This window comes from Sporosarcina sp. FSL W7-1283, from assembly GCF_038003105.1.
GTDB lineage: Bacteria > Bacillota > Bacilli > Bacillales_A > Planococcaceae > Sporosarcina > Sporosarcina newyorkensis.
This window is the reverse complement of the sequence record NZ_JBBOOL010000001.1, coordinates 3,722,739-3,744,881: the sequence shown is the minus strand read 5'-3', so window position 1 is coordinate 3,744,881 and position 22,143 is coordinate 3,722,739. Positions and strand designations below refer to the sequence as shown.

Annotated in this window: 22 protein-coding genes; 8 read left to right on the top strand and 14 right to left on the bottom strand. The window is 43.2% G+C overall.

Annotation, left to right across the window (positions count from 1 at the left end; all coding sequences use genetic code 11):
* Window positions 1-107 precede the first annotated feature (107 nt).
* The 10 genes from guaC to nhaC all read right to left on the bottom strand — a co-directional run bounded on the left by guaC (window position 108) and on the right by nhaC (window position 8,739).
* A complete protein-coding gene (gene guaC / locus MKY93_RS19565) occupies window positions 108-1,091 on the bottom strand; it encodes a GMP reductase (protein ID WP_009499179.1) in 984 nt (327 codons plus the stop codon).
* 186 nt (window positions 1,092-1,277) lie between these two features.
* Window positions 1,278-2,042 (bottom strand): ABC transporter permease, encoded by a 765-nt coding sequence (locus MKY93_RS19560; protein WP_009499178.1) that lies wholly within the window; start codon window positions 2,040-2,042, stop codon window positions 1,278-1,280.
* Window positions 2,039-2,935, bottom strand: coding sequence for an ABC transporter ATP-binding protein (locus tag MKY93_RS19555; RefSeq protein WP_340760715.1), 897 nt, complete (start codon window positions 2,933-2,935; stop codon window positions 2,039-2,041). The genes MKY93_RS19560 and MKY93_RS19555 overlap by 4 nt, the downstream gene beginning before the upstream one ends.
* A complete protein-coding gene (locus tag MKY93_RS19550; RefSeq protein WP_009499176.1) occupies window positions 2,919-3,146 on the bottom strand; it encodes a PLDc N-terminal domain-containing protein in 228 nt (75 codons plus the stop codon). Before MKY93_RS19550 ends, MKY93_RS19555 begins: the two co-directional genes overlap by 17 nt.
* The gene (locus MKY93_RS19545; RefSeq protein ID WP_040759964.1) at window positions 3,143-4,243 is read right to left on the bottom strand and encodes a helix-turn-helix domain-containing protein; all 1,101 of its coding nucleotides are present in this window, start codon (window positions 4,241-4,243) and stop codon (window positions 3,143-3,145) included. The genes MKY93_RS19550 and MKY93_RS19545 overlap by 4 nt, the downstream gene beginning before the upstream one ends.
* A 193-nt stretch (window positions 4,244-4,436) precedes the next feature.
* The gene (locus tag MKY93_RS19540; RefSeq protein ID WP_078818681.1) at window positions 4,437-5,117 is read right to left on the bottom strand and encodes a DUF3169 family protein; all 681 of its coding nucleotides are present in this window, start codon (window positions 5,115-5,117) and stop codon (window positions 4,437-4,439) included.
* Window positions 5,114-5,320, bottom strand: a complete 207-nt coding sequence (locus MKY93_RS19535; protein WP_009499173.1) for a helix-turn-helix transcriptional regulator — start codon at window positions 5,318-5,320, stop codon at window positions 5,114-5,116. The genes MKY93_RS19540 and MKY93_RS19535 overlap by 4 nt, the downstream gene beginning before the upstream one ends.
* A gap of 195 nt (window positions 5,321-5,515) precedes the next feature.
* Window positions 5,516-6,112 (bottom strand): GNAT family N-acetyltransferase, encoded by a 597-nt coding sequence (locus MKY93_RS19530; RefSeq protein WP_009499172.1) that lies wholly within the window; start codon window positions 6,110-6,112, stop codon window positions 5,516-5,518.
* A gap of 404 nt (window positions 6,113-6,516) precedes the next feature.
* On the bottom strand, window positions 6,517-7,149 hold the full coding sequence (locus tag MKY93_RS19525; protein WP_078818709.1) for a DUF421 domain-containing protein: 633 nt from the start codon (window positions 7,147-7,149) through the stop codon (window positions 6,517-6,519).
* A 213-nt stretch (window positions 7,150-7,362) separates the two neighbouring features.
* A complete protein-coding gene (nhaC, locus tag MKY93_RS19520) occupies window positions 7,363-8,739 on the bottom strand; it encodes a Na+/H+ antiporter NhaC (RefSeq protein ID WP_340760714.1) in 1,377 nt (458 codons plus the stop codon).
* A gap of 391 nt (window positions 8,740-9,130) precedes the next feature.
* Between nhaC and MKY93_RS19515 the strand changes: the two genes are divergently transcribed.
* The gene (locus MKY93_RS19515) at window positions 9,131-10,372 is read left to right on the top strand and encodes a cytochrome P450 (protein ID WP_040759962.1); all 1,242 of its coding nucleotides are present in this window, start codon (window positions 9,131-9,133) and stop codon (window positions 10,370-10,372) included.
* Window positions 10,373-10,460: 88 nt separating this feature from the next.
* Window positions 10,461-11,969: a DASS family sodium-coupled anion symporter gene (locus MKY93_RS19510; protein WP_445683513.1), complete on the top strand. Its 1,509-nt coding sequence runs from the start codon at window positions 10,461-10,463 to the stop codon at window positions 11,967-11,969.
* 58 nt (window positions 11,970-12,027) lie between these two features.
* Here MKY93_RS19510 and MKY93_RS19505 read toward each other — a convergent pair whose 3' ends face one another.
* The 3 genes from MKY93_RS19505 to MKY93_RS19495 all read right to left on the bottom strand — a co-directional run bounded on the left by MKY93_RS19505 (window position 12,028) and on the right by MKY93_RS19495 (window position 16,145).
* Window positions 12,028-13,287 carry an erythromycin esterase family protein gene (locus MKY93_RS19505; RefSeq protein WP_340760712.1) on the bottom strand — a complete coding sequence of 420 codons (1,260 nt, stop codon included), beginning with the start codon at window positions 13,285-13,287 and terminating at the stop codon, window positions 12,028-12,030.
* Between the two features lie 75 nt (window positions 13,288-13,362).
* Window positions 13,363-14,877: an APC family permease gene (locus MKY93_RS19500; RefSeq protein ID WP_221836957.1), complete on the bottom strand. Its 1,515-nt coding sequence runs from the start codon at window positions 14,875-14,877 to the stop codon at window positions 13,363-13,365.
* Between the two features lie 134 nt (window positions 14,878-15,011).
* A complete protein-coding gene (locus MKY93_RS19495) occupies window positions 15,012-16,145 on the bottom strand; it encodes a bifunctional cystathionine gamma-lyase/homocysteine desulfhydrase (protein WP_040759960.1) in 1,134 nt (377 codons plus the stop codon).
* A gap of 189 nt (window positions 16,146-16,334) precedes the next feature.
* Here MKY93_RS19495 and MKY93_RS19490 point away from each other — a divergent pair, with 189 nt between their 5' ends.
* Genes MKY93_RS19490 through MKY93_RS19480 form a run of 3 tightly spaced genes read left to right on the top strand, consistent with a single transcriptional unit; the run spans window position 16,335 to window position 18,617 of the window.
* Window positions 16,335-17,180, top strand: coding sequence for an amino acid ABC transporter substrate-binding protein (locus MKY93_RS19490; RefSeq protein ID WP_009499161.1), 846 nt, complete (start codon window positions 16,335-16,337; stop codon window positions 17,178-17,180).
* A complete protein-coding gene (locus MKY93_RS19485; protein WP_009499160.1) occupies window positions 17,170-17,886 on the top strand; it encodes an amino acid ABC transporter permease in 717 nt (238 codons plus the stop codon). Before MKY93_RS19490 ends, MKY93_RS19485 begins: the two co-directional genes overlap by 11 nt.
* Window positions 17,883-18,617 (top strand): amino acid ABC transporter ATP-binding protein, encoded by a 735-nt coding sequence (locus tag MKY93_RS19480; protein WP_009499159.1) that lies wholly within the window; start codon window positions 17,883-17,885, stop codon window positions 18,615-18,617. The genes MKY93_RS19485 and MKY93_RS19480 overlap by 4 nt, the downstream gene beginning before the upstream one ends.
* 55 nt (window positions 18,618-18,672) lie before the next feature.
* Here MKY93_RS19480 and MKY93_RS19475 read toward each other — a convergent pair whose 3' ends face one another.
* Window positions 18,673-18,996: an MGMT family protein gene (locus tag MKY93_RS19475; RefSeq protein ID WP_009499158.1), complete on the bottom strand. Its 324-nt coding sequence runs from the start codon at window positions 18,994-18,996 to the stop codon at window positions 18,673-18,675.
* Window positions 18,997-19,376: 380 nt separating this feature from the next.
* Between MKY93_RS19475 and kynU the strand changes: the two genes are divergently transcribed.
* From kynU to kynA, 3 genes are read left to right on the top strand one after another with little or no spacing between them, the layout of a single operon-like run.
* Complete coding sequence (kynU, locus tag MKY93_RS19470; RefSeq protein ID WP_221836952.1) at window positions 19,377-20,648, top strand: kynureninase; 1,272 nt, start codon at window positions 19,377-19,379, stop codon at window positions 20,646-20,648.
* A complete protein-coding gene (gene kynB, locus MKY93_RS19465) occupies window positions 20,645-21,277 on the top strand; it encodes an arylformamidase (RefSeq protein ID WP_221836950.1) in 633 nt (210 codons plus the stop codon). The genes kynU and kynB overlap by 4 nt, the downstream gene beginning before the upstream one ends.
* The gene (kynA, locus tag MKY93_RS19460; RefSeq protein WP_340760711.1) at window positions 21,274-22,092 is read left to right on the top strand and encodes a tryptophan 2,3-dioxygenase; all 819 of its coding nucleotides are present in this window, start codon (window positions 21,274-21,276) and stop codon (window positions 22,090-22,092) included. The genes kynB and kynA overlap by 4 nt, the downstream gene beginning before the upstream one ends.
* Window positions 22,093-22,143: the final 51 nt, after the last annotated feature.

Below are 22,143 nucleotides of genomic sequence, written 5' to 3'. Positions count from 1 at the left end.
TCTCTTCGTCATTGGAAGAGAGTGTTTTTACTTAGATAATGTATGAAAGGCTGGCCTGGCTATCCGGAGAGCAACCTAGAGGATAGTCTCCGAACAGTTATGCTCATTTAAAACACTTTATCCCCATTGAAAATTGAGTTCTTCACAATCACGTAATCCACATTGCGAATGGCCTCAAGCTTTTTGCCGCCTGCGTATGAAATAGAGGACTGCAGATCTTGTTCCATTTCAATCAAAGTGTCTTTCAACGGACCTTTGTATTCCACAAACATCTTTTTACCTTCGACGTTCTTCTTCTCACCTTTTTGGAACTCTGACGCAGAACCGAAGTACTCTTTATACTTCTGTCCATCCTGTTCCACGGTTTGCCCTGGTGACTCTTCATGTCCAGCAAATAACGAGCCAATCATGACCATGCTGGCACCAAAACGAACAGATTTTGCGATGTCCCCATTTGTGCGGATACCGCCGTCTGCAATAATCGGTTTAGACGCCGCTTTTGCACATAAACGAACTGCCGCCAATTGCCAGCCGCCAGTACCGAAGCCAGTTTTAATTTTCGTGATACATACTTTTCCCGGTCCAATTCCCACCTTCGTTGCATCCGCTCCAGCATTTTCAAGCTCGCGAACTGCTTCTGGTGTACCGACATTTCCTGCGATGACGAAGCTCATTGGCAAATGCTTTTTGATATGCTGGATCATTCGGATGACTTGATTGGAATGACCGTGCGCAATATCGATCGTGATGAATTCAGGAACGAGAGCGTCGATAGCGAGCTGTTCAACAAATCCGTATTCCTCTTCTTTGACGCCCACGCTAATAGAAGCAATTAAACCGCGTGCGTGCATATCCTTAATAAAATCTACACGCTTTTCCGGGTTAAAACGATGCATAATATAGAAATAGCCTTCTTCTGCAAGTTGAATCGCAATCTTTTCATCAATGATGGTCTGCATGTTGGCAGGTACGACAGGCAATCTGAAAGTATGTCCGCCTAACGTAACTGAAGTATCGCATTCCGAACGACTCTCAACCACACATTTTGCAGGAACTAGCTGTATATCTTCATAATCAAATACTGTATCCATTACAATCACCTCTATAAACGAATATTTTCATTTAAAATCACTGGATTGTTCGTCCTTTAGTAATTTACCTGAATCTATACTAAATGTCAACAAAAGTGGAAAGCGCCGTCTAACTTCGAAACGTCCCGAGAAGCTGGCGCTTGCAACTGGATGTCAACGTTTTCAGAGAGGTTTTTGGAAAATAAATCACAGCAACTTTTTCTTGAAATGGGTAGTCGTTAACCAGACAAAAAATAGAGTCAATCCGATAGTTAAGACATAAGGAATTACTAGATCTGACGGTATCACGTCACCAGTTAGTATTTCCGGAGGAGTGGCCATTAATTCAAGCGGACTCCATGAATGAGATTTCGGAAAAATAGCAAAGATAAATAAGCTGATCATGAAAAGTAGAGTGACCAATATTCCGCCGGAGGAAGTCGCGAAAAATGTGTTCCCCCATAATGTGATGGCGAGAAGCAGTAAGCCAAATGCATAAAGGCAGCTGACAGCAAAGAATAGATGATGCAGGCTGTTTTGATCCCAATAGTAAGCTGTATAGGCGTATGTGATACTGAACGATAAAGCGATAGCGAGCGTCCAATAACAAAGTGCGATAAAAAACTTCGTTGTAATGACTGTACTTCTATGCAATCCCTTTGTAAGCAAAATCACAAGTGTACCTTTTTCCAGCTCCTTCGACATCATCGTGCTGAATAATAAAATGAAGACGATCAAGCCCATTTGCGGTACATTTTTGTAAAACTGCAGCCAAGAGTCAAGCGCAGCAGGCTCAGGCAAATTTAGCACAGCTCCTTCAGGCATAAAATTCTCCATTAGGACGGGGGTAATTTTAGCCGTGAAAGGATTCAGCACACCAAGTATCGAGAAAATGACCAGCACAAGCAGGAGTTTGTATGTCTTCACGCTCTCGAACCATTCTTTCTTGAAAAATCCAACCCAGCTATTCATCCGAGCACCTCCAGTACGACTTGTTCCAACATTCGAGTTTGTGGATGTATGGACTGTACGATGAGTTCTCGCTGTGTCAGCTCACGCATGAACACCAAACGTGCCCTGTCATTCGGTAAGCTGACAATTAAAGTATCATCTTCAATATGCATTTTGGCTTGAGTGGATGCAAGTTGTTTCATAGCTTCCTTCGCAGGAACTGTGAATGTATAGACAAATTGGTCGTGAAATTGCTGTTTTAATTTTGCCAGTTCTTCTTGAAAAATAATTTCTCCTTTATGTAGCATCGCGACATGATCACAGATTTGTTCCGCGTCAGATAGGATGTGTGTAGAGAAAAAAACAGTTGTTTCAGCTTTCGCTTTTTGCAATATCGAAAGAATTTGTGCGCGACCTGCCGGGTCTAACGCAGAAGTCGGCTCATCGCAAATGAGCAGCTTTGGCCGGTTAAGCAAGGCCTGCGCGATACCGAGACGCTGTTTCATACCCCTTGAATAGGTGCGAATCAAGGAAGTTACATCTGCTAGTCCGACTAATTCCAACAGCTCATCAATCCGTTGTTTCCATTCCTTTTTCGGCATGTCAGTAACCACCGCGCAAAGCTCTAAATATTGTCTCGCGTTATAAAATGGATAGAATTCCGGAACGTCCGGTAAAAAGCCAATATGTGCGTTTGATTTCGTTTCTCCGAACGTCACCTTTTCACCCGCGATCGTAATCGCTCCAGCAGTGAGTGGGAGCAGACCAAGCATACACTTCATCAAAGTGGTCTTGCCGGCTCCATTCGCACCGACAAATCCGAAAATAGAATGCTCAGGAATATGCATATGAATGTCATGCAGTACGTCCCGACTTCCAAAGCGTTTTGTTACACCTTCAATTTGCACGACCATGATCATCACCTCTTCCGAAGACAAAATAAACTAATGGACCGATAAACTGAATGAATAACACAATTAGCAGCCACATTACCTGATTACCAAAACGATAGTGGGGATTTCGGATGACGTGGACAGCTGAAAATATCCCGAGTCCGATTTGTAATAGGATAAGAGGAATTAGAAAAGGCAAATACTCGATTAGAATCTCTACGTCCGTATTCATTGAATGCCCTCCAATCCCCAGCGTAATTTTTCAATTAATTCCTTCATCTCCTCCTCATTTTGGAAAGGTGCGAAGAAAGGTGCCTCGATAGCTTCCAAAGCCGATTGCTTAATAATACTCGTATTGCGCAGGGCATTGGGGCCTAAATCCAATTGTGCCAACCAGTCTTCCAATAAATCAAAATAGTCGTCGCCCCGCAGTTTAATGGGAAACAAATCTTCGATACAGACTTCAACAAACTTCTTCAAATACGAATACATCAACTCGCGTTTCTCCAACGCTGCAGCACATTGAGCTACGCCAAAATAAAATTGCAGACAAATATTCGGATGCAGTTTTCTTAGTGAATACAATTCGATCAATCCATTCATTCGGCGAATCGTTTCTTCAAAAGCATTCGAATCGGCTGTAGTCAGTCGTAAGTAAATCGGACTGCTTCCAACTAGCTGGATGATGTTCTGGTACATCATAACTTGGATCACACGCAAGGCTTCGTCTTGCTTTTCCACTTGTTCATAAGCAGTCGCCAGCAAAATTTCATCACCAATACTTGGTTTAATTACGCCATCCAATAAATGAAGTGTTGTGTTTGGATCAGCTTGCATGAGCGCGATGGTTGCCTGCAAGGAATTGGCTTGGCGCAACATCCAGACGTCTTCGCTTAATTGGCGGATACGCTCGAGCCATTGGTTAGTCTTTTGCAAGATATGAGGGCTTTCATCACTTAGCATATGGTGATTAAGCATTAAAATACTCATTTGCAATAGAAATGAAGGATCGTGATAGAATGACTTCACCTGTTCGTCTACTTCATCATAAACTTGTTCAAACGGTTCTATCCCAAAGCGTTCAGCAAATTCGTAATACTGTTTCTGAATTTCTGCTTTTGACAATTGACGTTCATAGCCAAGTAGCTCATCCACTGTTAGTTTGAAATAAGAAGCCAGCTTCGGCAACAACGTGATGTCAGGATAACTTTGTCCTTTCTCCCACTTGGATACCGATGCTTTTGAGACCTGGCAATAGGCAGCCAGCGTATCCTGTGTTACCTGCAGCCGTTTTCTCTCTTTTAATATGATCGACCCGATTTGCAGCATTTTTTCACGTCCTTTCTGCTTTATAATTAGTGTAAGGTCAATCAGTTGGTGATTCAATCAACTATTAGGTTACTTATTTAGAGGAAAGTCAACTAGAAGGAAATAAAGTAGTCTAGAAATAGAAACCATAAAAAAGAGAACTTAGGAGTGCTATATTTTTCCTAAGTTCTCTTAAACGATTCATCACACTACATTATTTACTTCGTACTTTAAACATATATTGTGTATTAACGGTAACTAACACGATTGCAATGACAAGAATAGCAAATAGTTGTGAGTTACCTGATCCGACAGAGTAGATAATGAACAAACCCATCGCGCCAATTAATAATATGTTTGTGCTATTGTATGCTGAATAGAGTCCTTCCAACATAACGTGCCGTTCTCCCTCGTCAGTTGCAGCCAGCAACTTTTTCGCATAATTTTTATCTGAGGCTTCTGGCAAGTTACGGTCAGGATATACAAATTTTATTACTGATAATCCCGCCGTGTTACAGATAAGGGTTGTGATCACTAGCAGTAATGCGCCAATAATCAGTGCCAAAGATTGTTTTGTCACGAGTGCGATTCCTAATGTGCTGATAGCAAAGATGAGACTGCTATTGCCAGCCAATGTCGCGTCGCTATATTTTTTATATTGCCATTCATCCCGTAAATCTTCCTCTTCTCCGGTTAGAGAAGCAGTTGCTTTTTTCTTAATTTGCCAGATGTTCATTATACATAGCAGCCCCAGAAAAAAAGATACTCCGCCAAGCACTACAGTCATCTCCAACCCGATACTTTCCATTGTCTTTTCAAAATCCGAGGCTAGCAGCGTGTATGTTGCAAAAAAACCGATCATCGCCCCGACTAACATTTTTCCTATTGTTTTCATGATAATTCCTCCTCATCGAAAATAAAAATCTTTTCAATTGGTTCATTAAAAATATGAGAGAGACGTACAGCAATCAGCAAGGAAGGCATCAGGTCTTCCCGTTCGATTAAACTGATCGTTTGCCGGGAGACTCTAGCGCGTTTAGCCAGCTCGGTTTGATTGAATCCTTCTCTTGCACGAAGTTCCTTCAGTCTCGTCTTCATCACATCATCCCACCTTTTTTATTCAATTAGATTATAAATCAGATTCTAAATACGTTGAATACATATTATACTTTACAATTTGACTAGTATAATTGTCAAATTGATAAGCAAAATAGTCAAAACAAGTAAATGAAAGCCAAATAAAAAGCGCCCAGCATGTTAGCTTGGACGCTTGATTGGAACTATTTTTCTGCCTTATACACTGACGGCATCAAAATTTTCCAAAATATTTATTTTCGGTTTCATATAAAATTGAAGCACTTGTGCTGTAGGTTCGTATGAGGCTCCATAAAAGTGCTGATCTTTGTAAGTGTGAATTTCTTCGTAGGTGGTTTTCATCGCGTTGAAGATGACCTTTTCATCCACTTTGGCAGGTGTTGCGGGTGACCAATAAAGAATCTCGAGGTTGTTTGTTTCTCCGGTTGCCAGTGAACGACGCACATAACTAATTTGTTGTGCGTGAGAGAAGTCTTCTCTAGCATAGAATTTGAGTCGTTTACCCGTATCGGGTTCTTCTTCAACAGCAGGCTCAACTTCCAATAAAATCGGCTTATTTTTGGTCTTCAACGAATCCAGTAGTTTTTTTCCGAGACCTTCGCCGCGCGCAGCAGAAGATACGAAAAGATAATCCACGAAAACAAAATCCTCCGTCTCCACGTACATTAGTACATGTTTCGGTCCTTCTTCCTTATGATAGACATTTCTTTTATCAATCAGCAATGTCTCCATATGTTCTTTTGACTTCATCTCTTCAATCGGAAAATACTCTTTCAATTTGTTGTACCAATGCATGTGGTTAATTCTCCTCCATAGGTAATGTGGTGTACCTGGAGCTTTTTGTTTGGGGATCAAACATAGAGAGGAAAAAAGAGGTCAGAAAAAAATCCTCAACACTAGTATACTCTTTTCAGTAAGAAAATAAACCAATTTGAACAAAATACTTTATTTTTTTATCCATATAAAAATAAAAGCACTGACAAAATACAGTCTGTCAGTGCTTCTCATATATCATTATCTTGCGTTCTTTCCGCGTGAATAAGCCTCTTTCTTATTTTTTTCATTCATAATCTTTTTTATGACAGGATACAGCAGAGGTCCCCATTTTATTACGCTTTTTATTAATCTTTTCATATAGAAAACTTCCTCTCATTATGGAGTTGTTATGGATAAATTCCCTTTATCTACATACTCTAAACTTATTCTAGACGCTTTGGCACGGGGTGAGAATGACCTTCTACAATTTCAGAGAACAAGTTAGTGGTTTCTGGGATTGGAGGAGGACTTTGCTCGGAAGCTAAGTGTAAATTTAGCTGACGACTCATTTCCTCTAAGGTTAGTTGAATACGATCAATATCCTCTTTTGTTGCATACTTTTTTCGGTCAATTAACGAATAGCCGAGCTGTCCGCTCATCTCGATGGTGGCATACTTAACATCTTCTGCCTTATCTATGCCCTTTTGGCGGAGATGCATTTCTAGTTCGTCGACTGTCATTCGTAATTTTTTCATCGTTTGCAGCTTCAGTATGCCATTTTCAATGATTACTCTTGAACTTCCCCTTGCCAGACGTTCGAATACATTAATTTTTAAAGACAGGTATTCGATTACCAATAACGTTAACACAAGAACGAGAGCGGTCAATAATGTGTGCCAAAGGTTCTTGCTGACTACTGGCTGGATCAAGAGTGTTCCAACAGCGACCATTAACACGGTTTGTCCGATTGTCATTTGCGAAATGGATTTTCGTCCTGAGATGTGCAAGAGAACGATACCTGCAACGATGATCAGCACAGCTTGCCAAATAAAATTGAAATCCACGCCTTCATTCACCGCCAATTCAAGATTTCCATTTAGTATTGGTCAATCAAAAGGTCTTATGCATGGTCATCGGGAATCTTTATAAGGATACGTGGTAATGGGGTGTTGGAAAGCTTGCTTGATAATTTCGATAATGAAAACGCAAAAAAAGCTGTATAGTGTTCTGAAAGATGTTCCTTAAAAGCAGAACAACTCATTAGAACCCATACAGCTTCCTTTAAAATCTTAAATACGTGTCAATGTCTTCCCTAAGTATCCGAAGAGCACTGTCAGTACAGGACTCAATAAGCAGAAAAATGTAAACGGTAAATAGGTAAGTGTCGGCACGCCAAGCACAGTAGTAATGAAAATTCCCGCCACACTCCATGGAACGAGAGGGTTGATGACCGTTCCGGCATCTTCCATAACACGGCTCAAGTTTTTATTGGCCAGTCCGACTTTTTCATAAGATGACTGGAATGCTTGTCCTGTCAGTAAAATGGATAAATATTGCTCACCAATCAGTACGTTGATACCGATTGCTGTAAGTGCAGAAGCCATGATAACTGAAGACACTTTACGCAGTAAGCTTTCGATCTTTGCAAGCAGACATTGTACAATTCCCAGCGTAAACAGCATACCGCCCATACTTAAAGCTAGCAGTACAAGTGAGATGGTGAACATCATGCTTTCCATGCCTCCGCGAGAGAGTAGTTCATCTACTTCGGTTACGCCAGTTGATCCTTTATAACCGCTGAATAAAATCTCTAGTACTTCCGAAAAACCATATTGAGTATGGAAAAACGCAATGATCACAGCGACAAACGAGCTGGCTGCAAGCGTTAAAATTGCCGGTACTTTTGCAAATGTCAAGACGAATAGGACGAGAATCGGAATGACAGTATACCAATGAATCATATTTGTACCCATTAATGCATCGCGAAAGGTCTCAATCTTTTGGAAATCACCAGATGCTGTACTGGGAGAGAGTATCCCGAAAAGTATTAGGGAGATGAAAAAAGCAGGGAACGTCGTCCACCCCATATTTCGTATATGTTCAAATAAGTCCACGCCAACAATAGAAGAAGCTAAGTTCGTCGTATCGGATAGCGGCGACATTTTATCCCCGAAAAAAGCTCCTGACACAATTGCCCCTGCAGCAAGTGGCAAGGACAAGTCCAGTACGTGAGCCATCCCGATAAACGCCACCCCGATTGTTGCAACAGTTGTTAATGAACTGCCGACGGACAGACCGATGATTGCGGTAACGACGAAGGCGATGGCATAGAAGTATGCCGGTGTAATGATTTGGAATCCAGCAAAGATCAAAGTAGGAATGGTCCCGCTCATCATCCAGCTACTGACAAGTACGCCAATAAAGAAGAATAAGAACACGGCACTCATTCCTGAACTAGCGCCTTTTACTAGCCCTGTTTCGAGTTGTTTAAACGTAAAATTATTCCACATTCCATATCCAAACAACAATAAAATGGCCAACAAAATAGGTAAATGTGGTGCAGATTTAAACTGCACGATACAGATACTGATAAGTGCGACAATGGCAACGGACAAACTGACAGAAGCCTTAAAAGTTGGTTTATGAATCGCTTTGATTTGCAACATGCTGACTAGATGCCTCCCCTATAAATACGAAAAACCCCTGTCGCCCCCATAAGGGACGAAGGAGTTCTCCGCGATACCACCCTAATTGATAGCCTGAGCTATCCTCTCCATTGCATGTGAAGACAACTCGTTGGTGTAGTTCATTTCATACGTCGCCTGAACTTGCACCTACCGTTCAGTCTCTTGTTGCTGCCGCGAATGAAATTACTGAAGACAACGCTTCACTTTATATAAGACCTTGTTTTGTTTACAGAAAGATATACCGTTTTGAATATAACCACTTCTAACAGATAAGTCAATAGCTGAATGGAACGATTATAGAAAGACTGAAATGGGTAGAGAATAAAGAAGCAGCAGAAAGGACGTGACGGGTTTGCGGGAAACTAAATCTATGCCGAAGTTAGAAGGGAAAGATCACACAGCGGGTATGTTGAGGGAAGGCTATCAGTTTTTGCGAAATCGAAGAAGAGGACTGCACTCTAACGTATTTGAGACTCATTTACTTGGTGAACAAGTGATTTGTCTGTCCGGAGCGAAAGAAGCCGAACTATTTTATGATACGGATAAATTTATTCGCAAAGGGGCAGCACCGAAACGCGTCCAGCAAACATTGCTTGGTGAAAAAGGAGTCCAGACGCTGGACGGAGAGGCTCATTGTGTACGCAAGGAAGCATTCATGTCGCTAATGGGACCGGAGCAGATTCAGCAACTGAAAGAGATGGCCGCTGGGCAGTGGGAAAGAAAGTTACGTGACTGGGAACAGCAAGGGGAAGTGAATTTGTACGAAGAAGCTCAAGAACTTCTGCTTCGTCTTGCATGTCAATGGGCGGGTGTTCCATTGAAAGAAAAAGAAATTAAAGAGAAGCAAGAGGCAATCGTTCAGTTGTTTGAAACCCCTGCAACACTGGGCTATACGCATTGGAAAGGTAAGAAAGCACGTGAAGAAATGGAAGAATGGATCGGTGGCTTAATCAAATCTGTCCGTAAAGGAGATTTGATTCCTTTTGAAGGAACGGCTATGCATGTTTTTTCATTCCATCGTGATGAGAAAGGCAAGCTGCTTAGTGAAAAGATTGCCGCTGTTGAAGTGCTGAATATTGTCCGTCCAATAGTAGCAATTGCTATATATATCGCATTTACAGGACATGCCTTAATCCAACATCCTGAGGAGGCCAAAAAGCTCTCTTCTGGTAAGGAAAAAGATCTGCAGGATTTTGTTCAGGAGGTTCGTCGTTTGTATCCTTTCTTCCCATTTAATGCGGCACGTGTAAAAGAGAACTTTAAATGGGAAGACTATGAGTTTAAGAAGGGAACGCTGACGATTCTCGACTTTTACGGAACGAATCACGACCCGAAATTATGGAATAATCCAGAAGTGTTTAATCCGTCAAGATTTGCAGAGGAGTCGATCACGCCATACAACTTAATTCCGCAGGGTGGTGGGGATTACATTCAAAATCATCGCTGCGCAGGAGAATGGGTAACGCTTGAGGTGATGAAGGTCAGCTTAGATTACTTGGCAAATCGAATGACATTTGAGGTGCCGGCGCAAGATTTAAGTTACAGTTTGGTGGATATTCCGAGCATTCCAAAGAGTGAAGTTATACTGAAACATGTGAAACGAAAAAATTGATCGATGCCCGGCCATTCATCCGCGAAGAGGTGGCCGGTTTTTAATGGGTAACCAAAAGCAGTATGAGGTAAGTGAACAGAATTATGTTTTGGAAAGGAAGGGGCAGCTTGTGAAAACATCTGAAGAAACAGCACCAAGGCCTAAACGAAACCTGAACGGATTGTGGATTATCCTAGCATTTGTCGTCCTTATAACAATTGTATTGCTTCCGAATCCCGCAGATTTGCCGGTAACGGGGCAACGTGCATTGGCCATCTTAGCATTCGCGGTCATCTTGTGGGTGACAGAGGCAGTACCGTATCCTGTGAGTGCAGCTATGATTTTAGGTTTGGCTGCAGTGTTGTTGGGTTTGGCACCCGATATGGCAAATCCGGATGAAATGCTTGGAACGAAAGAGGGCTTGAAAATGGCGTTGGCGGGGTTCTCCAGCCCAGCAGTGGCGCTTGTGGCAGCTGCCTTATTCTTGGCTACGGCAATGCAAGCGACCAATTTGCATAAACGTTTGGCATTGTATATCTTATCGAAAGTCGGTGTAAAAACAGGCGCCATTATTTTTGGTTCGATTGTAGTGTCTATCATATTAGCGTTTTTCGTACCGAGCGCTACAGCGCGAGCAGGAGCGGTTGTTCCGATTTTGCTTGGTATGGTGGCGGCTTTCGGACTTCCGGCAAACAGTCGATTAGGCGCGTTACTCGTCATAACTGCTGTGCAATCTGTATCGATTTGGAATATCGGTATTAAGACAGGCGCTGCACAAAATATGGTGGCACTTGGATTTATCGAGAAAGAATTTGGTGTTTCCGTTGCCTGGAGTTCTTGGTTCCTCTACGCCGCTCCTTGGTCGATCATCATGTCGATTGTTCTATACTTCGTCATGCTTGCAATTATAAAACCCGAAACAAAGGTAATAGAGGGAGGAAAAGAGTTGATCCAAGGTCAATTAAAAGAATTGGGTAAAATGAAGTCTTCCGAACTCCGCTTAATTATCATTTCTTTGATATTGCTGTTTCTATGGGCCACGGAGGAGAAGCTTCATTCATTCGACACGACAACAGTGACGATAGTGGCAATCGCTATTTTATTGACACCGAAGATTGGTGTATTTGATTGGAAAACTGTGCAGCAGATGATTCCGTGGGGAACGATTATCGTGTTCGCAGTCGGTATTTCCTTAGGGACCATTTTATTGGATACGACAGGTGCACAATGGCTGTCAGATAAAGTATTTGGGGCGATGGGCTTAAATAATATGCCGTTGCTCGCAACAATCGCGCTTCTGTCGCTATTTAATATTCTAATTCATCTAGGATTCGCCAGCGCCACGAGCTTATCATCTGCGCTTATCCCAATTTTTATTGCTCTGACTTCAACCATTGCATTGGATGTCAATGAAGTTGGTTTTGTCTTAATCCAGCAATTTGTCATCAGTTTCGGCTTTTTATTACCAGTGAGTGCGCCACAAAATATGTTAGCATACGGAACAGGCGCCTTTTCAGTGAAGGATTTCTTGAAGTCAGGAATACCGCTGACAGTTATCGGTTATTTGCTGATCCTACTGTTCAGTGCAACTTATTGGAAATGGATAGGACTGTTGTGAAAAATTATGGGAAGAACAAAAAGCAGAGGCAATGTGCCTCTGCTTTTCTGATGACTCTCTACTCAGACAATGGAGCTAGCGCAGACGATTGGTCAATGTATATAAATGCATCGTATCGCTGACTGATACGGGAAGGGACAAAATTTCCGTACGCCTCAAATTCAGGATTATAGACGACGCCAATTGCGCGGTGACCGATCCATTCATCAAATTGCTGTCGATTTTGATCGTTGAAAATCAACAGCTTGTCCTCCGCACCGGCGGCATGCAATTGTCCCTCCCACGTGTTGAATTTGGCAGGCGGCACCGTCATCCTTTCATACGACTCACCCCAACTGCTGCCCGCAATAACTGTTCCTTCGTAAGTACCGAATCCTATAGCCAATGTATTCTCTTTACCGTATTGCTCTCGAATTAATTGACCTACGTTGATCAATTGCTGGTCAGCCATGGATGTGGCCGTTGCGTCCCCGATATGAGTATTATGTTCCCAAACAATAAGTTTCGTGTCTTTTCCATAGTAGTTGTGAATTTCTTTAATTGCTTCTGTCATATGTGTGTCACGGATATTCCAGGACAGAGCATCGTCTTGGAGCATCGCACGATAATATGCCTCGGCATTTTTTGCTACCAGCGCATTCATTTCCAAGTTCAAGTCCTGCTCATGTGCGTGTGGATAGCGCTCTTCATTGGAACGAATGGACTGCAGCAAGTTTGTGACTTCGCCTATGCATTCATCGGTGAAATGGGCAGATGAAAGTGCATAATGCTCGGGCATCCGGTTATAGGGCTCGAAGCAGGAGAAAGCTTTTTTGGCAAGTTCTAAATCAACACCATACGAGTCATCGCTTTCTAAAAACCCTAACACTTCATCGATGGATTCGTATAAGCTATATAAATCAATCCCATAGAAACCAACTTTCTGCTGAGGGGCACGCAGCTGGTTTACCTCTTGCAACCATCTTGCGAACGACTCGATTTCTGTGTTCGCCCACATCCAGGAGGGCCATCTGCTGAACGATCGAATCAATAAATCTCGTAAGTTCTCTTGTGCACTTTCGTAACCTTTAACATAATTATTGACAGCTTGAACGGAAGGCCAATCACCTTCTATGGCAATGGCAGAGAAGCCTTTTTCCTGAATCAGCCGTTTGGAAAACTCTGCGCGCAGCTGGTAGAATTCAGAAGTTCCATGAGAAGCTTCACCGATCAGAACAACTTGCGCATCTCCAGCTTTTTGCAACAATTGATCGAAAGCTATCGGATCCTTTAAAGGAATAGATTGCTCGCGTATAGCAGTTACTAGTTTTCTCGACATATCAAAACTCCTTTCCGTTTACCCAAGTATACCCGGGAATTATCCGAATTAACGGTGGAAAGGAGTGTATATATATTAGGAGGAAGCATTGAATAACGGTACTCGGTCATCCTTTTTCGGCTCGTCTGTTGTATCCATCACCTCGGATTCAATGGTTTTACCGAGCACATAATATTCAGTTTCCTCCTGTGTCAAGCTATTATAACGCTTACGGATAGCTAGATAGAAAATGCCGCCGACTACAGCCCATGCCAACAATAAAATATAAGAGGGTGTAGAAAGTGCAGCGGGAGAATTCGGTACGAGCAATAGAGCTAAGAAAGCTCCGCTGGCGATCATCCCAATCAATGCTAGAAATTTTTTCATTGGCGCTATCTCACGGCCTGCTTTTTCCTTATTCCAAGCAAGCACCTTATAAGCTGCTAGACAAGTGAAGAAATAGGCGACTGAAACGCCAGTTGAGGACATATCGACAATCCATGTGAGCGCCTGGCGTCCGAACCACGGAGTCGGCAATGTGATCAGGGCCACAAACCAGATTCCCCAGACAGGTGTCTGGTTTTCCTTTGTCATGGTACGGAAAAAGTTAGGCAATGCACGAGCGCGGGCCATAGAAAACAGCAAGCGGCTAGACGACATGAAAAATCCATTGAGTCCTGTGAAGATTCCCATGACAATTGCCACTGCCATAACGGCTAGCCCACCAATTCCTAATGCGGAACGGACTACTTCTCCTGTCAACCACAAATCACCAGTCCCGACTGCGGTTAGAGAAGGGAATGTCCAGCCGGTTAAACCAATCATAATTGCGTAAATCAAGAATGATGTAAATAAAGATGCGACGATAAGCATTGTAGCTTTTCGAGGAGAAAAATTAAATTCTTCAGCTGCTTGAGGCACATTGTCAAATCCAACATACGCCCAAGGAGCGATCGCCAGAATGACGAGTACCGAAGTTAAAATAGATTGGTTGCCTTTAAAGAAAGGTTGCAAGTTTGTAAGTGGCTGATCGGCGACGCTGAATGTGAAGAAACCTAGTAGCACCACGCCTGCCACAAGCAGCACACTGAAGTAGAACTGAATTTTTCCTGAAACACTGGTTCCTGTAGAATTAATGAGAGCGAACAGTAGAATCAACACACTGGCTATCAGTATTTCCGGCACATAGACATCCCATCCCGCTACCGAGTATAAATAGCCTTGCTTCATGAAACCTGGTGCCAAAAACTTTAACAACAATGTCAGCGCTGAGGCGTTCAATGCTACAATCGAAATATATCCGAGTGATAAAAACCAGCCGCAAATGAACGCCCATACTTTACCAGCCGCGATAAAAGCATATGTAAATCCGCCTCCGGATACCGGAAACTTCTTGATCATGACACCATAACTCGAAGCAATGATCATCATGATAAGGGCACCGATCCCTAGACCGATGATCGCACCAAGCGGTCCTGAATCGCGAATCCAATCACCGGGTAAAATGAAAGCACCCCAGCCTACTGATGAGCCAAGTGCAATCGCGAATACCCATGATGGTTTTAATGTTTTATGTAGTTTCCTTCGTGCATTCTCAGATCCTTGTTCCATATGAATCAATCCCTTATCAGTTGTATAGCGATTGTTTCCCCCTTTTAATTTGGTTTAAAACTTGTAAATAACTAGAAGGATACATAATGTGAAAAAACCAGGAAGATTTCAGTCTCCCTGGCCCTCGGCTTCAGTCATTCAAATGCCTGCTGCAAATCTTCTAACAAGTCTTCCACATCTTCAATGCCGACAGATAATCTTACTAGTTTAGGCGTGATGCCTAATTTGGTTTGTTCTTCAGTGGGAATGGTTGCATGTGTCATTTTGGCTGGTACAGAAATTAGACTTTCCACTGCTCCCAGACTAACAGCTAGCTGGAAAATCTTCACTTTCTCAATAATTTGCTCGGCCAGTTCTTCACTATCCACTTCAAATGATAAGACACCACCGAAACCTCGTGCTTGTTGTTTGGCTAATTGATGCCCTGGATGGCTCTCGAGTCCGGGGTAGTAGACCTTTTTTACTTGTGGTTGCTCCGTCAGCCATTCAGCGATACGTTTCGTGTTCACTTCATGTTCTTCCATTCGTATGCCCAATGTTTTCATCCCACGCAACAACAGATAGGAGTCTTGTGGACCAAGTATGGCGCCTACGGCTTTTTGAACCAAATGAATATCTTCTCCGAGCTGCTCATCTTTCACGGCAACGAGACCTGCTACGACGTCGCTATGTCCGCTTAAGTATTTCGTGGCGCTGTGGAACACGACATCAGCTCCGAGCTCCAGAGGATTTTGCCAATAGGGAGTCAGGAATGTGTTATCGACAATCAACGTCAGGTCATGCTCTTTCGCTACTTTTGAAAGAGCTGCAATATCGACTACTTTTAAGAATGGATTCCCTGGCGTTTCGATGACAATCGCTTTCGTATTTGGCTGGATTGCCTCTGAAATATTTTCGATAACAGTTGGGTCGACAAAAGTTGATGTTAAATTCAGTCGATTTAGTACTTGATTGAGAACACGGTATGTACCGCCGTATACGTCATTGCTAATGATGAAGTGATCACCGGCGTTAAATGTCATAAGAACAGAGGACAAAGCGGCCAATCCAGACGCGAATGCAAGTCCGCGTTTTCCGCCTTCGATATCGGCAATGTATTGCTCCACCGCATTTCGTGTGGGGTTACCGGCTCGTGAGTAATCATAGCCTCTGTTTTTGTCGGGTGCATCCTGTTTGAACGTACTGACCTGATAGATTGGGACAGTCACCGCTCCTGTCAGTGGATCACCTGAAATCCCTGCGTGAATCAATTTCGTTTTTAATCTCAACATAATTCCTCCTTATTTCCAAGTGGTTTAATAGGTTTTAAACTAACGATAGATTAAAGTAATTTGTTTAGTTTGTCAATTCTATATAGTATAATTACTTGCATGAAGAGTTTTGAATGTTGACAGAGTCTGCACAATCTCTTATGATTCTAAACAACAAATACTTATTAGAATAGTGGGGTTTAAGAAATGAAGAAGATTTTATTACCATTTCTATTAATTTTATTGTCCGCAGTTTTGGTTGCTTGCGGCACGAAAGAGGACGATAAGACGAACGGTTCCAATGAAAAACCTACAGAAGAATCGTCGGGTGATTCCGCTGCAAATAATGGCCTGTTAGAAGAAGTGTTAGAAAAAGGTGTACTAAATATTGGAACAGAAGGAACGTACGCACCGTTTTCGTTTCACGATGAATCTGGAAAATTAACGGGCTATGATGTGGAAGTGACTGAAGAAGTCGCAAAGCGTTTAGGCGTGGAAGCGAAGTTTTTTGAAACGCAGTGGGATGCTATTTTTGCGGGGTTGGATGCCAAGCGCTTTGACGTCATCGCCAACCAAGTCGGCATCAATGATGACCGCAAGGCGAAGTACGAGTTCTCTCAGCCATATACACGCTCTCATTCTGTACTGATCATTCATGCAGATGAGCAGATTGCATTTGATGGAATGGAAGGTAAGAAAGCAGCACAAACATTGACGAGTAACTATGGTGAGCTAGCCAAGTCGCATGGTGCAGAAATCATCAAAGTAGACGGCTTTAATCAGGCGGTCGATTTGATCGTCTCCAAGCGGGTGGATGGTACGTACAATGACAAAATTTCCGCTCTAGACTACCTGCAGCAAAAACCAGACGCTCCTATTCAAATAGTGGAAGAGGAAGATACTTCAGCTGAAAATGAATCGGAAAACGCGTTTTTATTCAGACAAGGAAATGAAGATTTAGTTGATGAAATAAACAAAGCGTTAGATGCGATGCGTGAAGACGGTAAGTTGAAAGAGATCTCCGAAAAATGGTTTGGTGAAGATGTTTCTTAATAGTATTGCGTTAAGTCCCGAACGGATACAGAGACTCCAAGAAATCGCATCAACATCCATCGGGCCGTTGATTGAAGGGGCTATTAAGTTCACAATACCTTTGGCGATCATTACATTCATCATTGGGCTTATCATTGCGATCTTTACAGCTCTGGCACGGATTTCTTCCAGCAAAATATTGCGCGGGATTGCACGGGTATATGTTTCCATCATCCGAGGTACTCCATTGTTAGTGCAATTATTTATTATCTTCTACGGACTGCCGACGATCGGGGTTGTTATCGATCCATTCCCATCGGCGGTCATCGGATTTTCATTGAATGTGGGCGCATATGCTTCTGAAATTATTCGGGCTGCGATTCTATCCATTCCTAAAGGCCAATGGGAAGCGGCCTATTCAATCGGCATGAATTATTCTCAGGCATTGCGTAAAATCGTGTTACCACAAGCCGCGCGGGTCTCTGTTCCGCCGCTTTCCAATTCATTTATCGGATTGGTTAAGGACACCTCGCTGGCCGCGACAATTTTGGTGGCAGAGACGTTTAGACGAGCACAAGAAATTGCATCGATGAACTACGAATTTTTATTCGTCTATACCATGGCTGCACTTGTCTACTGGGTGATCTGTTTCATCCTATCAATTATTCAAGGTAGAATTGAAGGGCGACTGGATCGGTTTGTCGGCAAGTCAGGAGGTTTATCATGATTTCGATACAGGGTTTAAGAAAGTCTTTCGGGTCGATGGAAGTTATCAAAAATGTAGACTTGGATATTGAGCAAGGGAAAGTGGTTGTTATCATTGGACCTTCGGGCTCTGGTAAATCTACATTACTACGCTGCCTAAATGTACTGGAAACCCCGAACGGTGGAATCATTTCCATCGACGATCAGCAGTTGGATTTCAACAAGTCCGTATCTAAAAAAGCAATTGGGGCGTTTCGCCAGCTCACGGGCATGGTGTTTCAGGGCTATAATCTATTCCCGCATTTGACTGCAATGGGCAATGTCACTGAAGGATTGACGACGGTCAAAGGGCAGTCCAAGAAAGAAGCAGAGAAAACTGCGGGACAATTGCTGGCGAAAGTGGGATTGGCTGATCATAAAGAAAAATATCCGTACCAGCTTTCGGGTGGCCAGGAACAACGTGTGGCGATTGCACGAGCTCTTGCAATGGATCCGAAAGTGATGTTATTCGACGAGCCGACGTCTGCACTTGATCCGGAGTTGGTCAATGAAGTGCTGCGCGTTATGAAAGACTTGGCTCATGAAGGAATGACGATGGCTGTCGTGACACATGAAATGCGATTTGCACAGGAGGTCGCAGATGAAGTGATCTTCATTGATGGAGGCGTTATTGTAGAAAGAGGAGCGCCTGCGGATATCTTTAACAATCCACAGCATGAGCGGACGAAGAAATTTTTGAGTTTATTGCAGTGATATCAAAAATGCTTGGCTGAGATTCATTCAGCCAAGCATTTTTTATGTCTGATCTTTAAGATTGCAGAGGAGGGTGCCAGCGATAGGTTTCCAGCGGGATTCGGCTGTTTGCATCAAATTCTATTCCTTCCGATTCCAAACGTTCTCGCTGCGTCTCGCCTTTTGATTCGGCATTTTCTGGAGTAGAGATTGTTCCCTTTGCATTGATAATCCGATGCCACGGTAAATCATACTTGGCACTCATCGAATGCAGTATGCGTGCAACTTGTCGGGCACCGCGTGGATTTCCTGCTTCTGCGGCTACTTGACCATACGTCATGACGTGGCCTGGCGGGATTTGTTGGATGATTTTCACAGTGCTTTCCGTAAATGTTTGCAAGATATTGCTCCTTTTTAAAAAAGCGTAGCATAAATTATAGAAGAAGTCACATGAGCCATAGTCATCTGCAAGTTCTATCTTGGCAGTTTCCTCTTGTTCTCCAACTTACTTCGAGCAATAGCTTTTTCTTCCGTGATCAAGTGAAAATGGCAGGAGGCCGCGCCAAAGTCTCGCTGTACCGCACCAAATTTTCATTGGTCCGAACCAACCTCATCGCGTACCGCGCATTTGACAAGTTGTACCGAACCAAACCCCTCTCCAAACGAGCCAAAACAGCCGTACACCGCACATTTCCAACGCCTGTCGAGCCTACCCGGGCGCTTTCCACTTTTGATAAATGATGTGCTATTATTTATGTACAGTTAGAAAGGGGAATGTAAATGGACATTAACACATTAGAATATGCCCAAAAACTTGATTCACAAGATCAATTAGCTTCATATCGGCAAGAATTTTATTTGCCAGAACAGAAAATCTATATGGATGGAAATTCTCTTGGCTTGTTGTCGAGCAGGGCGGAACGAACGTTACTGGAACTGCTTGCTTCATGGAAGACGTTAGGCATTGACGGTTGGACGGAAGGTGCGAACCCATGGTTTTATATGGCGGAGCGATTGGGAGAGCGGATGTGTACATTGGTAGGTGGAAAAGAGTCTGAAGTAATCGCAACGGGTTCAACGACGACGAATTTACATCAGCTCGTGTCGACATTCTATAAGCCGTCAGGTAAGCGAACGAAAATATTGGCGGATGAATTGAATTTTCCTTCTGATATTTATGCACTGCAAAGTCAGATACGTTTGAAAGGCTTGGACCCTGATGAGCAATTGGTTCGTGTGAAAAGCGATGATGGGTTGACACTCGATGAAAAACGGATCATTGAGGCAATGACGGACGAGGTGGCGTTGATTGTGCTGCCAGCTGTGCTTTATCGAAGCGGACAAGTGCTGAATATGAAGGCGCTTACAGAGGCTGCGAATGAAAAAGGTATCCCCATCGGTTTTGACTTATGTCATTCAATCGGAGCGATCCCTCATGAACTTCATGACTGGGGAGCAGACTTCGCATTTTGGTGTACGTATAAACATTTGAATGGCGGACCGGGTTCAGTGGGTGGATTATTCATTCATGAACGGCATTTCGGAAAAGCGGCTGGACTCGCAGGTTGGTTTGGCTCAGATAAGACGAAGCAATTTGACATGGATCATAAAATGACAGCGTCTGCTAACGCGGGGGCATATCAGATTGGGACACCACATATATTGAGCTTGGCGCCGCTGATCGGTTCGTTGGAGATATTTGAAGAGCTTGGAATGGAGCGAATTCGGGAGAAATCTCTTGCGCTCACGAGCTATATGCTGGAATGCATCGAAGGCGAATTGAGCGATTTTTCTTTCGGCATCGGCAATCCGATTGATTCCACAAGAGGCGGTCACCTTTTATTGCTGCATGAAGAGGCGGCAAGGATTTGTCAGGCATTGAAAGCGGAAAGTGTCATTCCGGATTTCCGAGCGCCGGACGGTATTCGCTTGGCACCGGTTGCGCTTTATAATTCATTTGAAGATGTGTGGCACACAGTGCAAATCTTAAAAAGAATTATGAAGGATGAGACGTATAAACAATTTCCGAATGAACGAGGTGTTGTAGCATGACGAGTGAATGGATTGATATTACACAACCGCTGACTAAAAATATTGCAGAATGGCCGGGAGATACTCCGTTTTCGTATGAAGTAGCTGTGTCGAAGGAGCAGTCTGGGTCGGTCAATATCGGCAAGTTAACGATGAGCACCCATATTGGGACACATACCGATGCGCCGTTTCATTATGACGCCGAAGGGTTGCGGATCTTGGATTTGCCTATAGATCTTTACATCGGCAGCGCTTGTTTGATTGATGTGGCAGGGGTGGATTGTGTAACGCGGGCAGACTTGGAACATGTGAATTTCGAGGGGGCAGAACGGATTTTATTGAGAACAGGCAGTCATCCGACATCAACGAAATTTCCGGAACGTTTCACGGTAATTGGTGAAGATGTAGGGCCCTTGTTGAAAGAGCGCGGTGTGCGGTTACTTGGAGTAGATACACCTTCCGTTGATGCGGAGGATAGTAAGGAATTGCTTGCGCATCATTCCCTATATCGCAATGATGTCATCATTATAGAAAATTTAGTATTGCATTCATTGGAGCCTGGTCAGTATGAATTGATCGCTTTGCCTTTAGCACTGGCAGAAGCAGATGGCAGCCCGGTTCGTGCAGTCGTTAGGAAGTGGGAATCATGACGGAAAAAGGGATTCATACAGATTTTCGTGAGTCGATGACATATGGTGAGTATTTAAATTTGGATAAAGTGTTGTCGAGTCAAGAACGTTTATCGGGGCACCATGACGAAATGCTGTTTATCATTATCCACCAAGTGAATGAGCTGTGGATGAAATTAATTTTGCATGAGCTTGAAACAGCGATTGATTCGATTCAGAAAGATGAGTTGCCGGAAGCTTTCAAGATGCTTGCCCGTGTGTCGAAAGTCCAAACCCAGATTATTCAAGCGTGGGATGTGCTCGCTACACTGACACCTGCAGAATATATGGAGTTCCGCGATAGTTTGGGGCGTGCGTCTGGTTTCCAATCGTATCAGAATCGGTTGATCGAATTTGCACTAGGTTATAAGCAACCGCAGATTATCCAAATTTATGAGAAGGATCCGAAACTATCCGAGGCGTTAGAAAAAGCCTATCATGCGCCGGGTATTTACGACGTGGCGATTCAAGCTTTGGCACGTACAGGTTTCCCGATCAACCCTGAATTGCTGAAGCGCGATTTCTCTATTACGTACGCAGGTGATCCAAGTGTGGCAGCTGCCTGGCTTGAAGTGTACCGTGATGTGGATCGTTATTGGGATCTTTATCAACTTGCAGAAAAGTTGGTGGACATTGAAGACAGTCATCAGCAATGGCGATTCAGACATATGAAGACTGTTGAGCGTATCATCGGTTTTAAAACAGGAACTGGCGGTTCATCAGGCGTTAGTTACTTGAAGTCTGTACTAGATCATCGCTTCTTTCCAGAGCTGTGGGACGTGCGTACTAAAATTTGACAGACTGGCAAGCTAGCAACTATGATAGAAATTAAAATAATCAGAAAATTA